The sequence below is a fragment of the Rhizobium sp. N621 genome, from assembly GCF_001664325.1.
In the GTDB taxonomy this organism is placed as follows: Bacteria; Pseudomonadota; Alphaproteobacteria; order Rhizobiales; family Rhizobiaceae; genus Rhizobium; species Rhizobium esperanzae.
Genome location: NZ_CP013499.1, coordinates 116,260 through 131,104, shown reverse-complemented (window position 1 = coordinate 131,104; position 14,845 = coordinate 116,260). Strand labels below are relative to the sequence as shown.

15 protein-coding genes are annotated in these 14,845 nt (G+C 60.3%); 1 reads left to right on the top strand and 14 read right to left on the bottom strand.

The genetic code is table 11. The annotated features are described in order from the left end of the window. Positions 1-115 precede the first annotated feature (115 nt). From AMK00_RS27715 to AMK00_RS27675, 9 genes are all read right to left on the bottom strand, one after another. Entirely contained in the window at positions 116-1,840 is a 1,725-nt protein-coding gene (locus AMK00_RS27715; protein WP_037145939.1) for an ABC transporter substrate-binding protein, read from the bottom strand. 80 nt (positions 1,841-1,920) lie between these two features. Next, positions 1,921-2,217 carry a DUF2160 domain-containing protein gene (locus tag AMK00_RS27710; RefSeq protein WP_003595821.1) on the bottom strand — a complete coding sequence of 99 codons (297 nt, stop codon included), beginning with the start codon at positions 2,215-2,217 and terminating at the stop codon, positions 1,921-1,923. Next, complete coding sequence (locus AMK00_RS27705) at positions 2,217-3,128, bottom strand: carbohydrate ABC transporter permease (protein ID WP_064812422.1); 912 nt, start codon at positions 3,126-3,128, stop codon at positions 2,217-2,219. Before AMK00_RS27705 ends, AMK00_RS27710 begins: the two co-directional genes overlap by 1 nt. A 1-nt stretch (position 3,129) precedes the next feature. Continuing rightward, positions 3,130-3,996, bottom strand: a complete 867-nt coding sequence (locus AMK00_RS27700; RefSeq protein ID WP_012489874.1) for a carbohydrate ABC transporter permease — start codon at positions 3,994-3,996, stop codon at positions 3,130-3,132. A gap of 2 nt (positions 3,997-3,998) precedes the next feature. Next, complete coding sequence (locus tag AMK00_RS27695; protein WP_064812421.1) at positions 3,999-5,069, bottom strand: ABC transporter ATP-binding protein; 1,071 nt, start codon at positions 5,067-5,069, stop codon at positions 3,999-4,001. A 9-nt stretch (positions 5,070-5,078) separates the two neighbouring features. Next, positions 5,079-6,158, bottom strand: coding sequence for an ABC transporter ATP-binding protein (locus tag AMK00_RS27690; RefSeq protein WP_064812420.1), 1,080 nt, complete (start codon positions 6,156-6,158; stop codon positions 5,079-5,081). Positions 6,159-6,200: 42 nt separating this feature from the next. Continuing rightward, on the bottom strand, positions 6,201-7,712 hold the full coding sequence (glpD, locus tag AMK00_RS27685; protein ID WP_064812419.1) for a glycerol-3-phosphate dehydrogenase: 1,512 nt from the start codon (positions 7,710-7,712) through the stop codon (positions 6,201-6,203). A 121-nt stretch (positions 7,713-7,833) separates the two neighbouring features. Continuing rightward, positions 7,834-8,607, bottom strand: coding sequence for a DeoR/GlpR family DNA-binding transcription regulator (locus AMK00_RS27680; protein ID WP_064812418.1), 774 nt, complete (start codon positions 8,605-8,607; stop codon positions 7,834-7,836). Positions 8,608-8,718: 111 nt separating this feature from the next. After that, the gene (locus AMK00_RS27675) at positions 8,719-9,636 is read right to left on the bottom strand and encodes a DMT family transporter (RefSeq protein ID WP_082240391.1); all 918 of its coding nucleotides are present in this window, start codon (positions 9,634-9,636) and stop codon (positions 8,719-8,721) included. A 73-nt stretch (positions 9,637-9,709) separates the two neighbouring features. Between AMK00_RS27675 and AMK00_RS27670 the strand changes: the two genes are divergently transcribed. Beyond that, positions 9,710-10,639 carry a LysR substrate-binding domain-containing protein gene (locus tag AMK00_RS27670; RefSeq protein ID WP_064812417.1) on the top strand — a complete coding sequence of 310 codons (930 nt, stop codon included), beginning with the start codon at positions 9,710-9,712 and terminating at the stop codon, positions 10,637-10,639. Positions 10,640-10,696: 57 nt separating this feature from the next. Here AMK00_RS27670 and AMK00_RS27665 read toward each other — a convergent pair whose 3' ends face one another. The 5 genes from AMK00_RS27665 to AMK00_RS27645 all read right to left on the bottom strand — a co-directional run bounded on the left by AMK00_RS27665 (position 10,697) and on the right by AMK00_RS27645 (position 14,712). Then, positions 10,697-11,164, bottom strand: a complete 468-nt coding sequence (locus AMK00_RS27665; RefSeq protein ID WP_064812416.1) for a GNAT family N-acetyltransferase — start codon at positions 11,162-11,164, stop codon at positions 10,697-10,699. 74 nt (positions 11,165-11,238) lie between these two features. Continuing rightward, positions 11,239-11,760: a DUF992 domain-containing protein gene (locus tag AMK00_RS27660; protein WP_011427480.1), complete on the bottom strand. Its 522-nt coding sequence runs from the start codon at positions 11,758-11,760 to the stop codon at positions 11,239-11,241. 327 nt (positions 11,761-12,087) lie between these two features. After that, a complete protein-coding gene (locus AMK00_RS27655; RefSeq protein WP_003571841.1) occupies positions 12,088-12,252 on the bottom strand; it encodes a DUF1328 domain-containing protein in 165 nt (54 codons plus the stop codon). 98 nt (positions 12,253-12,350) lie between these two features. After that, complete coding sequence (locus AMK00_RS27650; RefSeq protein ID WP_237350538.1) at positions 12,351-12,923, bottom strand: hypothetical protein; 573 nt, start codon at positions 12,921-12,923, stop codon at positions 12,351-12,353. Positions 12,924-13,089: 166 nt separating this feature from the next. Next, the gene (locus AMK00_RS27645) at positions 13,090-14,712 is read right to left on the bottom strand and encodes an ABC-F family ATP-binding cassette domain-containing protein (RefSeq protein ID WP_064812414.1); all 1,623 of its coding nucleotides are present in this window, start codon (positions 14,710-14,712) and stop codon (positions 13,090-13,092) included. Between the last annotated feature and the right edge of the window lie 133 nt (positions 14,713-14,845).

Sequence of the window (14,845 nt, the reverse complement as noted above, 5' to 3'; positions counted from 1 at the left end):
CCCAGGGGGCGGATGCGGGGATTTCATGAGAGAAAGATTGTGGGTGCCACCGGCCTGCTGCCGGTGGCGGGAAGTGAATGGCCGGAAGCCTCGTCGCCTCCGGCCGAGGTCCGCCTTACTTCGACTGCCAGCTCTTGACGAGTTCGTCGTAGTTGACGGTGACCGGCTTTTCCTTCTCGTTCTCGATCTTCAGCTGCGGCGCAAGGTTGCCCTTCTTCACCGCATCCGCGTTCCAATAAGCGAGATCATGCTCTTCGGCCAGCTTCGGGCCGATATCGCCCTGGACGCCCGATTTCTCGATACGACCCATGACCTTCTCCTGCTCGCCGCAGAGAGAATCCATGGCTTCCTGCGGTGTCTTCGCACCGGAGGACGCATCGCCGATTGCCTGCCACCAAAGCTGAGCCAGCTTCGGATAGTCCGGAACGTTGGTACCGGTTGGCGACCACTGAACACGCGCAGGCGAACGATAGAACTCGATCAGACCGCCGAGCTTCGGAGCACGTTCCGTGAAGCTCTTGTCGCGAATGGTGGATTCGCGGATGAAGGTGAGACCGAGCTGGCTCTTCTTCACGTCAACGGTCTTGGAGGTCACGAACTGCGCATAGAGCCAGGCCGCTTTCGCACGGTCCGTCGGGGTCGACTTCATCAGAGTCCAGGAACCGACGTCCTGATAACCAAGCTTCATGCCGTCTTTCCAGTAGACGCCATGTGGGCTCGGCGCCATGCGCCATTTCGGCGTACCGTCCTCGTTCATGACAGGCAGGCCAGGCTTGACCATGTCTGCTGTAAACGCCGTGTACCAGAAGATCTGCTGCGCGACGTTACCCTGTGCCGGAACCGGACCGGATTCCGAGAAGGTCATGCCCTGAGCTTCCGGCGGTGCGTAGGCCTTCAACCAATCGAGATATTTCTGGATCGAGTAGACGGACGCCGGGCCGTTGGTATCACCGCCGCGCGCGACGCATGAGCCGACGGGACGCGACTTTTCGTCGACCTTGATACCCCATTCGTCGACCGGAAGACCGTTCGGCAGGCCCTTGTCGCCGTTGCCGGCCATGGAAAGCCAGGCGTCGGTGAAGCGCCAGCCGAGCGACGGGTCCTTCTTGCCGTAGTCCATGTGGCCGAAGACCTTTTTGCCGTTCTCGTCACGGCCGGTAAAGAATTCAGCAATGTCCTCGTAGGCCGACCAGTTGACCGGAACGCCGAGGTCGTAGCCGTATTTAGCCTTGAAATCGGCCTTGTTCTTCTCGTCGTTGAACCAGTCGTAGCGGAACCAGTAGAGGTTGGCGAACTGCTGGTCAGGAAGCTGGTAGAGCTTTTTATCCGGCGCCGTCGTGAACTTGGTGCCGATGAAGTCGTCGATATCGAGGCCGGGGTTGGTAACGTCCTTGCCTTCGCCGGCCATCCAGTCAGTCAGGTTGCGCACCTGCTGATAGCGCCAGTGGGTCCCGATCAGGTCGGAGTCGTTGACCCAGCCGTCATAAAGGTTCTGACCGGTCTGCATCTGTGTCTGGATCTTCTCGACAACGTCGCCCTCTTGAATGACGTCGTGCGTGACCTTGATGCCGGTGATCGCAGTAAAGGCCGGAGCCAGAACCTCGGACTCATACTTGTGGGTGGTCAAGGTTTCCGAAACGACCTTGATCTCCATGCCGGCGAAGGGCTTCGCAGCATCGACGAACCACTGCATTTCCTTTTCCTGGTCGGCGCGAGAGAGCGTCGACATGTCGCCGATCTCTTTATCCAGGAAAGTCTTTGCCTCGTCCATGCCGGCATAGGCCGACCCGGTCATGGCCAGCAGTACCGCTGCTGTCGTCGTCAATAAATGCCTTCGCATAATGTCCTCCCAGGGTTTGCGATTGCAGTCTTCACGTCTCAGGTGGCCAGAAATACCCCGGCCATCTGCATCAGCTTGCCTCACACGTAACGGAATACGCCGACGGCGTAGACGACGGAGAGGGCGAGAGCCCACCAGAGGCTTGATCCCGCGAGACCAAGCCAGGCAAGATGGATAAAGGCGCTGCCGAGCAGCGAAAGGAAAAGCCGGTCACCGCGCGTCGTCTCGAAGCGCAGGATTCCGATCCGCGGGTTGCCGCCCGGCACGGCATACTCCCAGACCCCCATGCCGATCAGCAGCAATACGATGACGATGAAGAAAGCGGCCGTCGGCCAGGTCCATGCCATCCATGAAAAATCGGGAAGCGAAAAGCTCATCAAACCCTCCCCAGGGCGAAGCCCTTGGCGATGTAATTGCGCACGAACCAGATCACCAGCGCCCCTGGGATCAAGGTCACAACACCCGCAGCGGCGAGCAGACCCCAATCCATGCCGGATGCCGAGACGGTACGGGTCATGGTGGCAGCGATCGGCTTCGCGTCGGTCGTCGTCAACGTCCTTGCGATCAGCAACTCGACCCAGGAGAACATGAAGCAGAAGAAGCAGGCGACACCGATGCCGCTCGCGATCAGCGGCGTGAAGATCTTCAGGAAGAATCGTGGGAACGAGTAGCCGTCGATATAAGCCGTTTCGTCGATTTCCTTCGGCACGCCCGACATGAAGCCTTCAAGAATCCAGACCGCCAGCGGCACGTTGAAGAGGCAATGGGCCAATGCCACGGCGATGTGCGTATCGATCAGTCCAAACGCCGAATAGAGCTGGAAGAACGGCAGGGCAAAGACGGCCGGCGGCGCCATCCGGTTCGTCAGCAGCCAGAAGAAGAGATGCTTGTCGCCGAGGAACCGATAACGGGAGAAGGCATAGGCCGCCGGCAACGCGACCGCGACCGAGATCACCATGTTCATGACGACATAAGTGATCGAATTGAGATAGCCGGAATACCACGCTTTCTCCGTAAAGATCGTCACGTAATTGGCGATCGTCGGGTTATGCGGATAAAGCGTCAGAGAATTGACGATTTCCGCATTGGTCTTGAAGCTCATGTTGACGAGCCAGTAGATCGGCAGCAGCAGCACGATGATATAGATCGTCGGAACCAGCCACCACCAGCGCGATTCCTCGCCGCGCCGGCGCATCAGACGGCTGACCTCATCGGAGGAGAGACCGCTTGCGACATTGGTAACGCCCGAGACTTTTCGGCTCGCTGTCGTTTCGTTGGAGGCGCTCATTTCAATTCTCCGCGTCGTGGCTTGTCATGACGGTGTAGAACACCCACGAAAGCAGCAGGATGATGAGGAAATAGATCAGCGACATGGCAGCGGCCGGACCGAGGTCAAACTGTCCGAGCGCGGTTTTGACCAGATCGATCGACAGGAAAGTGGTCGAGTTGCCCGGACCGCCGCCCGTAACGACAAACGGCTCGGTATAGATCATGAAACTATCCATGAAACGCAGCAGCACGGCGATCAGAAGAACGCGCTTCATCTTTGGCAGTTGGATATAGCGGAATACGGCCCAACGAGACGCACCGTCGATCTTGGCTGCCTGATAGAAGGCATCTGGAATGGAAACGAGGCCGGCATAGCAGAGCAAGACGACCAAGCTCGTCCAATGCCAGACATCCATGATGATGATCGTCACCCAGGCATCGAGCGGATCCTGCACATAGTTGTAATCGATGCCGATGGCATTGATGTAATAGCCGAACAAACCAATGTCGTTGCGGCCGAACACCTGCCAGATCGTGCCGACAACGTTCCACGGGATCAGCAGTGGCAGTGCCATCAGAACCAGGCACACGGGCACGCCAATGCCCGATTTTGGCATGTTGAGCGCAATGAAGATACCGAGCGGGATCTCGAGAGCGAGAATGATCAGCGAAAAAATCAGGTTTCGCTGCAGGGCGGCCCAGAAACGGTCGGAATGCAGGACTTGGGTAAACCAGTCCGTTCCGTTCCAGAAGAACTGGTTGTTTCCGAAAGTGTCCTGAACGGAATAGTTCACAACCGTCATCAAGGGGATGACGGCCGAGAACGCCACTAGCACGAGGACCGGCAGGACCAGAAACCACGCTTTGTTGTTCCAGGTTTTTTCCATGATCAAGCCTCCGGTCCAGCGCGCCAAGAGTCGGCATAGATACTGATACCCGACGGCTCGAAGGTCACCCGGGGATCAGCCGGAATTTCCTCGTCCTCAGGAACGACGATCGCGATTGGCTGGCCGGCAAACTGCGCGCGGACGATCTTCTGCCGGCCGATGTCTTCCACCTTGCTGACGGTCACCGGCATGCCTTCGCGGCCGACCCGAACAAACTCGGGCCGGATTCCAAGCTCTACCTTGGCGGCTGCCGCCGTTTTCGGCGCATAGTCGAGCGTCAGCGCATGCTCGCCGACCCGAACCGTGCGGCCTTCCACCTTGGCCGGCATGAAGTTCATACCCGGAGAACCGATGAAGTAGCCGACGAAGGTGTGGCTCGGACGTTCGAAGAGTTCGGCCGGCGTGCCGATCTGCACAATCTGGCCATCGTACATCACCACGACCTTGTCGGCGAAGGTCAGCGCCTCCGTCTGGTCATGCGTGACATAGACCATGGTAAAACCGAACTGCTTATGCAGCCGCTTCAGCTGCGATCGCAGCACCCATTTCATATGCGGATCGATAACAGTGAGCGGCTCGTCGAAGAGAATCGCGTTCACATCCGAGCGCACGAGGCCGCGGCCGAGCGAAATCTTCTGCTTTTGGTCCGCCGTCAAACCGCGGGCACGTCGCTTGGCCCAGCCTCCAAGATCGATCATCTCCAATATTTCGCGGACACGACGATCAACATCCGGCTCCGCCACTCCGCGGTTGCGCAAGGGGAAAGCCAGATTGTCATAGACGGTCATCGTGTCGTAGATGACCGGAAACTGGAATACCTGCGCAATATTTCGCTGTTGCGTCGGCAGGTCCGTAACATCGTGTCCATCGAAGAGAATTCGCCCTTCGGACGGCTGGATAAGGCCGGAAATGATATTGAGCAGCGAGGTCTTTCCGCAGCCTGAAGGTCCGAGCAGCGCATAGGCGCCGCCATCGTTCCACTCGTGATGCACTTCCTTGAGAGCGTAGTCCTTCTCGCTCTTCGGGTTCGGCCCATAGGCGTGTCGAATATGATCGAGGGTGATACGTGCCATGATCTTCTCCTAGCCCCTCTGCCCTACGGTAGTGATCGCCCGGCCGTCCGCTCCGAACGCCATCAGGTGGCGCGTGTCGATGAAAACGGAGAGGTCCGCGTCCGGGTCGATGTTGTGGATGCCGTGCGCGAGCATCACCCAGCGGGTATCGGCAAATTGCAGATGCACGAAACTTTCCGACCCCGTGATCTCCGAAATTTGTGTCCGTGCCGTCAGCCGCGCCGAATTGGCCGTCTGGGCGGTTGGAGCAAGATGATGCGGGTGAAACGCGATCGTTGCCGGCCCGTCCGGCACGTTCTGAAGATGCGCCGGCACGGCAAAAATCACATCGCCATCGCGCAGGAAATTGCCGTCCGATTTGACCAGATCAATAAAATTCAGCGGCGGATCGGCGAAAGTTTTCGCCGTCGTCAGATCGAGCGGATTGCGGTAGACCTCGATCGTCGGCCCGAACTGTGTGATCCGGCCCTCGTTGAGCGTTGCCGTATTGCCACCAAGCAACAAGGCTTCCGAGGGTTCCGTCGTGGCGTAGACGAAGATCGCGCCGGACTGGGCGAAGATCTTCGGCAATTCCTGCCGCAGTTCTTCGCGCAATTTGTAATCGAGATTGGCAAGCGGCTCGTCCATCAGCACGAGGCTGGCATTCTTGACGAGCGCGCGGGCAAGCGCGGTACGCTGCTGCTGCCCGCCGGACAGGTTCAGCGGTGTGCGGTCGAGATAGGGCGTGAGCTTCAGAAGCTCGGCGGCCTTGCGCACGTCGCGGTCGATCGTGGCGGCGTCCTTGCCCGAGATGCGCATCGGCGAGGCGATGTTTTCATAAACGGTCAATGCCGGATAGTTGATGAACTGCTGGTAGACCATGGCGACATTGCGCTTCTGCACCGGCATGCCGGTGACATCGGCGCCGTCGAAATGCACGGAGCCGGCGGTCGGACGGTCGAGCCCGGCCATCAGCCGCATCAGCGACGTCTTGCCCGACAGCGTCGGCCCGAGCAGGACATTCAGCGTGCCCCGCTCAAGGACCAGATCGGTCGGATAGATGTGATAGTCCGCGCCTACCATCTTGGCGGCGTTTCGCAGTTCCAGCATTCCGATTCCCGTGCCTCCACGCAGCGGGGACCACACGCCGCCTTATCCGGCCATCGCCGGTATGGCAGCCATGTACTCCTCCAGTGACTGAGCCTGCTCCTTCGAAAGGCGCAGACCATCCTTTGTTCTCCTCCACAGCACGTCATCGGCGTGCCGGGCCCATTCATGTTCGACGAGATATCTGACTTCGGCTTCGTAAAGATCGCCGCCGAACAGCCGCCCGAGATCCTCGATGCCACGGGCATCGCCGAGCAGCGTCTCGGCCCTGGTGCCGTAGCGGCGCACCAGCCGGCGCGCATGCGGATCGGCAAGGAAGGGATAACGGCTTTTCAGCTTGGCGACTTCGGCCTCATAACCCTTGACGGCGAAATTGCCGCCCGGCAGATGGCTCTTTGCCGTCCAGGGAGCGCCCTTGATGCCGATCGCCGCACCGATCTTTTCCAGCGCATGTTCGGAAAGCCGGCGATAGGTGGTGAGCTTGCCGCCGAAGACGTTGAGCAGCGGCGCGGCGCCTTCGCCCTCGAGCTTCAGCACATAGTCGCGCGTCGCCTCCTGCGCCTTTGAAGCGCCGTCGTCATAAAGCGGCCGCACCGCCGAATAGGTCCAGACGATATCTTCCGGCTTAACCGGTTCCTTGAAATATTCCGACGCCGCATTGCAGAGGTAGACCGTCTCCTCCTCGGAGATCCGGACGTCCTTGGGATCGGCGGTGTAATCGCGGTCGGTCGTTCCGATCAGGGTGAACTCGCCCTCATAGGGAATGGCGAAAATGATGCGGTTGTCGGGATTCTGGAAGAAATAGGCGCGCGGATCGTCGAACTTCTTCTTGACGACGATATGGCTGCCCTGGACGAGGCGGACATTGTGGGCCTCGTTCTCGCCGAAGGCGGAACGAATGACGTGATCGACCCAGGGGCCGGCGGCATTGACCAGCATGCGGGCCTGGTGGCTGTCATTGTGGCCGGTTACGGTATCGGTCGTCTCGATATGCCACAGCCCGTTCTCGCGCCTTGCCGACACCACTTTGGTACGCGGCAGGATGGTCGCACCCTTTTCGGCGGCGTCGCGGGCGTTCAGCACCACCATGCGGGCATCGTCGACCCAGCCGTCGGAATATTCGAACGCTCTCGTAAACAGCGCCTTCAGCGGCTTGCCGGCCGGATCCTTGCGCATGTCGAGCACCGACGTCGCCGGCAGCAGCTTGCGGCCGCCGAGATGGTCGTAGAGGAAAAGGCCAAGCCGGATCAGCCAGGCGGGACGGATACCGCCCTTATGATACGGCAATACGAAGCGCAGCGGCCAGATGATATGCGGCGCCATCGCCCAGAGGATCTCGCGCTCCATCAACGATTCACGCACCAGGCGGAATTCGTAATGCTCGAGATAACGCAGGCCGCCATGGATCAGCTTGGTGGCGCCGGATGAGGTGCCGGAGGCGAAATCGTTCATCTCCGCCAGCGCCACGGAATAGCCGCGCCCGACGGCATCGCGCGCGATGCCGCAGCCGTTGATGCCGCCGCCAATGACGAAAATGTCGTATATCTCCCGGCCCAATTGCCCCTCCGAGCCTGCTGCTGATTTCGCATTGCACAAAACTTGCGCGATTCCGAAAGTGGCATCAGTTAAAACGAAAGAAATACGAATGTCAAACGAATGTTTACATCGGCCGGTCGACCTAACGTGATCTGCTGCTCGTTTCGATCAGCTTCACATTATTTTCCAGGCAGAGATTTCGGATCGACGGCACCGGACAGTGGTCGGTGATGAAGGTATGAACCTGGGTCAACTGGCCGATTCGAACCGGCGCAGTACGTTCGAACTTTGTCGAATCGGCAACGAGAATGACGTGGCGGGCATTGGCGATGATCGCCTGGGCGACTTTCACCTCGCGAAAGTCATAGTCGAGAAGCGCGCCGTCGACATCGATCGCCGAAGCGCCGATGACGGCATAATCGACCTTGAACTGGCGGATGAAATCGACCGCCGCTTCGCCGACGATGCCGCCGTCCGAACCGCGCACCACCCCGCCGGCGATCACCACCTCGATTGCCGGGAAGAGGCGCAACCTGTTGGCGACGTTGATATTATTGGTGATCACCATCAATTCGTGATGATTGGCGAGCGCCTCGCCCACCGCCTCGGTCGTCGTGCCGATATTGATGAACAGCGAGGCTCCGCTCGGGATTAGTTCGACGGCCGCAATGCCGATCGCCTGTTTCTCCGAAGCGGCGATCTGGCGGCGCGCCTCGTATTTGACGTTTTCCGTGCCGCTCGGAAATGTGGCGCCGCCATGAATGCGGGTCAGCACCTGGGCATCACAGAGATCGTTCAGGTCCTTGCGGATCGTTTGCGGCGTCACCGAAAAGCGCGAGGCGAGCTCCTCGACCAGAACCCTGCCGCTCGATTTCGCAATCGCCACGATTTCAGTTTGTCGGTCGGTCAAGAACATCGGCGCCCCTTTCGCTCTGCTTTCGTTTTTAAAGAAAGCGAACGGCGGCGCAATGCCTATTTGTCAGTCGCCCGGCTTCCACACTCCGAACGTGGCGGCAGCGCGATGCAGTTATCGCTTCCGCATGACGTTGACCACGAGCACGCCAAGGATCGCCATGACGCCGCCGGCAGCACCCAATGCCGTCGGCGTCTCGCCCAGCCAGACGAACCCGATCAGCGTTGCGACCGGCGGGACGCCGTAGAGAAAATTCGAGGCGCGCGCGGCCGTCAGCCGCTTCAAGGCGATGGCCCAAGTGAGATAGCCGATCGCAGTCGGGAAAATGACGAGATAGGCAACGCCCCAATTGACCTCTGCCGGCGCCTCCGCCAGCGCGCGGATCGTCGATGGGACGGCCGGAAACAGCGGCACGGAGCCGATCAGCAGGATCCAGGCGGTGACGGCAAGCGCCGGCAGGCGAGCGAGCAGCGGCTTCTGCAGCACGCTTGATATCGCCGAGCAGAGCGCTGCGCCGAGGATCAACACAGCGTTCGGATCGAGCTTAAAGCCGCCATCGGAGGCGACGGCGATCAGCGCCACGCCGCCGAAGGAAACTGCAGTACCCGCCCAGCCCCAGCGTCCGAAGCGCTCGCCGAGCGCGAATGTGGCAATCAGGGCGGTGAAGACGGGCATGGTATTGATGATGAAGCTCGCCGGCCCCGCCGCCACCGTCTGCTCGCCGGTGTTCAGGAGTACCGCATAGGCGGCGATGAAGAGGACGGCAGCGACCGAGAGGCGGACGAAATCACGCTTTTCCGGCATCGGCCGGTAGATGGCGAGGTAGACAAGGGCGAGAACACCGGCCGCCACATAACGCGCCGTTGCCAGTTCGATCGGCGTCAGCGGACCGAGACAGATGCGAATGACCACGAAGGAAGAGGCCCAGAAGAGAATGGTGACGACAATCGCGGCAAAGGCGATCAGATCGAAGCCGCCTTGCTCTCTTGCCGAAACCGGTGCGCTTGCCGCCATGCTCATTTTCGCCTCCATCTGTGCGTGCGACAATGGATTAGGCCTTGGACGCATGCTTGAAAAGCACCGCAATCGATGATCAAGTGTGCGCATGGTTCACAGCTCGCCAGTGCTCCCACCGCTCGATACGCTCGAGACCTTTGCCCGCGCCGCCCGACTCGGATCGTTTTCGGCCGCGGCCGAGGAAAGCGGAATCACCCATGGCGCCGTATCGCGGCAGGTCTCACGGCTCGAGCGCTGGATGGGTGTGCGGCTCTTCGCGCGTGAAGCTCGCGGTGTGCGCCTCACCCCGGAGGGCATGCGCTTCTTCGCCCGTGCCGAAGAAGCCCTTTCCCTGCTCGGCAACACCGGCGAGCGCTGGCTGCCACGGCCGAACAAAGCGATGGTGCGCCTTTCCGTTACCCCGTCCGTCGCCTCTCTATGGTTGTTTCCGCGCCTGGCGAAGCTCGAAGGAAATGAGCTGCATGTCGAATTGACGCTCGAGCATCGCCTGGCGGACTTTGGCGAAGGCACGGACCTTGCCATCCGCTGCGGCAAGGGACCATGGGCCGGCGTGCGCGCCCTGCCGCTCTGGCAGGAGAAATCTTTTCCGATCGCCTCACCGGCGATGGCAGCGCGACTCGGGCAGCGCTCGGATGCGCTTTCGCTGCTCGATCTGCCGATCCTTCACGACTCCAATATCGAGGGCTGGCGTCGCTGGCTAGCGCGTGAGGGCGTCGACTATACGCCGCGTGGTCAGGACCGACGCTTCGAGGATTACAATCTGGTGGTCGATGCCTGCGCGCAAGGGCTCGGCATTGCGCTTGCGCGGCCGCCGCTGTCGGATGCCGCGCTTGCCGCCGGGCGCGTTGTCGCAGTGTCACAGCGTACCCTCGATTCCCATGTCGCTTTTCACCTGATCCGGCCGGACGATGCATTGAGAAGCTCTGCCATCGAATTCGCCAGCCGCTTCCTGCGCGAAGCCGGGCATGACGAGACGTCGATCAACGCCTTTATCGCACCTGGCAAGCCGAAAACATAAACAGAAAACGCGCCGCGCACATTCCTCAGCCGTCTGTAGGCGCTTCGGCTACGCGGCTCACTCCACAGGAAACTTCAGGCGCATTTCCTTCGCCAGCTCGAAGCCAGCGCTGCGATAGACTGGTTCCCCCACATCCGAGGCATGGATGACGGCAGTCGTGCAGCCGATGGATTTCAGATAATCAAGGGCCCTGTTCGTCAGCGCCAAAGCAATGCCGCGCCGGCGGAAGGCCTCGGCGACATAGACGGACCAGATGTAACCGTGCAACCGCTGCTCCGGCCGAATGACTTCCGGAAACGGCGATTGGTGCAGCTGGCAAGATACGGAACCGGCGATTTCATCGTCCACAACGGCCAGGAACGAGGCGAGGCGTCGCTCCTCGCGACCACTTCTCAAAAACGACGATATCCGCGCCGCCGCGTCCGGCCTGTAATGTTCGGGCGGCGTGCCATAGCTGTCCCAGATTCTCAGGTTGTGGCCGACCAGGATCTCATCCTCGTCGGGCGTTGCAATTCGGATATCCATCGTTTCGTCGCCAGCAAGCCAACCGAATAATCTCGTGACGCCCCCGCCGCGTCGCAGCGAGGGCGACAAACCCGTCAATCCGCCGGGGTCAAGGTCATCGATGCGCTGCCGGCCGCAACGTTCAGGCCGAGCTGGCCGGTCAGGCTAACCGTCTGCAAATGGATTGAACCGGAGGTGCCACCGACCAGGAGGTTGGCGCCGACGCCAGCACCGACCGTCGCCTCTGCGCTGGCGCCGACATAAAGTCCGGCGAGCGACCCGCGATGATAACCAGCCGTCGGTGCAAACACCGCCCAGATCAGGCGACTGCGCGTGGTGAAGCCGAGATCGATGCCAAGCTTTCGAATTTCGCCGGTGTAATGATCGAAAAGCTCATTGCCGACAATGGACTGAAAGACGCAATCGGCTTCCTTGGACGAACCGAGCACATAACCCGTGCCGCCGCCGATATCGCAAGTGAGATAACCGATCTTCACGCCGTTGCGCAGGTCCGGCTCTTCATAGGTTCTGGTGACGGGGTCGGCGGCATTGGCCGCCCCCGCGCCGACAAACGTCAACGATACCGCGGCAAACGCCGTCGCAAGAGTTTTTTTCATAAGTCTCTCCTTCTCAAATCGTGACGGGAACACCCGGCTGGCGGCACCGGATATCGGAGGGGACGGCAAAGCAATCCCGGACGGCGCCGTTTTCGCGTCGCGTCTCAAAGCGCGTGGGAATGCGCAAGCGACAGCTCCACGGTTCAGCCCCATTGGGACATTTCGAAGGCATATGCGACCAGCATGCGGTCTTTCACGATCTTGTTAGGAATGGTTGCACGAAAACCACATTCGCTCGAAGCGAGTCTCCACCGGCCGGCGAGGCCCGTCAAGAAAAACAAAACCCGGTGATAATTATCACCGGGCTTTATACTTGACCCATCTTCACTATACTCTGCGCATGAAGCGCATGACAAGCGAGACGACGAACAACACCAGGAAAATGAAGAACAGAACCTGGGCAATGGAAGCTGAAGCCCCTGCGATGCCGCCAAATCCGAGGACACCGGCAATCAAGGCCACAACGAGAAACACCAGAGCGTAGTAAAGCATCGCAATCTCCTTTTACGTTGCTGCGGAGATAACGGCGACCGCCCGGTTTGGTTCCCTCACTCTCACGGCCTGCGGATGGACCGTGGCATTGGCTTTGTTCAACCGAAATGAAAGACGCCGCTGTACATCCGGTCGCCTTCGGTCGGTTCGGGAGGTTCGGCGGCATCGAGATAGGTCTTGAGCGGCCCGGTCAGCACGAACCAGACACTTGCCCCCAGCATGAAACAGGCGCCCACCGGATCGTCGATGCGGGCGATGAATGGAAGGCAGGCGGATGAAAACAGCACGATAATCCGCACCGACCATTCCGCCTCCCGTTTGGCGACGGCGCGCGCCCTCGACGACTTGTACTCCCGGGCGCCATAGGCGCTTCCCCCTGCCTTGACCGCCGAAAGCAATTTTTTGGCTGAAGGCAGGGCCAGCATGATCAGCGCGGCGATGCTGAGCGCGAAAGGTTTGCCCGCCATAACCTCTCCGCTCGCGATAAGGAGAAAGGACAGTACGACGAGATTCCATGTCGGCTCCAGCAGCTCCGGCGACTGCCGCGTACGAATGTGCCACTGCCGCAGCAAGCCTGCCGCGCCGTTCAATAACGGCTGATCGATGTGACGATTGATCCAGTCCATGCTGATGTGCCCGCCCCGATTGTTTGAAGAAGGCCCGAACACCACGGAAATGGGTCATCATCGTGGCAGAGCGCCGGCAATGTCGGCTGGCGCTCTTCTTCGCTCACATAAAACCGCCGATAAAGCTCGGGCCATCCAACACTATTTCGGACGGCGCTCTGCTGGTCGTTTCGATTTCGATGGTTTCGACCTGTCGACGAAAAAGTAGCCGTCAGCTGCGCAGGCCAGGCGCCTCATGGCCCGTGCGCGCCACATACTCCGTGTAACCGCCGCCATATTGATGGACGCCCTCCGGCGTCAGCTCCAGCACGCGGTTGGAAAGGGCAGCCAGGAAATGCCGGTCGTGGGATACAAAGAGCATGGTGCCCTCATATTGCGAGAGCGCCTTGATCAGCATTTCCTTCGTGTCGAGGTCGAGATGGTTGGTCGGTTCGTCGAGCACGAGCAGGTTCGGCGGGTCGAACAGCATCATCGCCATGACCAATCGGGCCTTCTCGCCACCTGACAGCATCCGGCACCTTTTCTCGACATCATCGCCGGAAAAACCGAAACATCCGGCGAGAGCCCGCAAAGGCCCCTGCCCTGCCTGGGGAAACCGATCTTCCAGCGATTGGAAGATCGTGCGCTCGCCATCGAGAATATCCATGGCGTGCTGGGCGAAATAACCCATCTTGACGCTCGCCCCGAGAGCGACACTGCCTTCGTCGGGCGTCGTGGTGCCCGTCACCAGCTTCAGTAATGTCGATTTGCCGGCGCCGTTGATGCCCATGATGCACCAGCGTTCCCGCCGCCGCACCATGAAGTCCAGCCCCTCATAGATGCTTCGGCTGCCATATTTCTTATGGACGTTCTTCAAGCTGATCACATCCTCGCCCGAGCGCGGGGCTGGCTGGAATTCGAACGCGACCGACTGGCGGCGCTTGGGCGGCTCCACCCGGTCGATCTTCTCCAGCTTCTTCACGCGGCTCTGCACCTGCGAAGCATGCGACGCGCGCGCCTTGAACCGCTCGATGAACTTGATTTCCTTGGCGAGCATCGCCTGCTGGCGCTCGAACTGGGCCTGCTGCTGCTTTTCATTCTGCGCCCGCTGCTGCTCGTAAAATTCATAGTCGCCGGAATAGGAGGTCAGCGAGCCGGCATCGATCTCGAGGATCTTGTTGACGATGCGGTTCATGAACTCGCGGTCATGCGAGGTCATCAGCAGGGCACCCTCATAGCCCTTCAGGAACTCTTCGAGCCATATCAGGCTTTCGAGATCGAGATGGTTGCTCGGTTCGTCGAGCAGCATGACATCGGGGCGCATCAGCAGGATGCGGGCAAGCGCCACACGCATCTTCCAGCCGCCCGACAGCGCGCCGACGTCGCCGTCCATCATCTCCTGGCTGAAGCTCAGGCCCGCAAGCACTTCGCGGGCGCGGCCGTCGAGCGCATAACCGTCCAGCTCCTCGTAACGCGCCTGCACCTCGCCGTAGCGCTCGATGATCTCCTCCATGTCGCCGGCCCTTTCGGGGTCGACCATGGCAGCCTCCAACTCCCGCAGCTCGGCGGCAACGACGCTGACCGGCCCGGCGCCGTTCATCACCTCGGCGACGGCGCTGTGGCCTGACATTTCGCCGACGTCCTGGTTGAAGTAGCCGATGGTGACGCCCTTCTCGCAGGAGACCTGTCCCTCGTCGGGCTGCTCCTCACCGTTGATCATCCGGAAGATCGTCGTCTTGCCGGCGCCGTTCGGGCCGACGAGGCCGATCTTCTCGCCTTTGTTGAGGGCTGCCGAAGCCTCGATAAAGAGGATGCGGTGGCTGAGCTGCTTGCTGATATTTTCGATACGAATCATGATGTGTGCGGGGCCCGAAAAAAGTTACGGCGCCCTTACCACGCAGGGAAACGGCGGGATAGGTCCGTTCCCCTAGCCTCTCGATCTCGAAGGCCGCATTGGATAATGTTGTTGGCCTACGCCGATCAAGGAA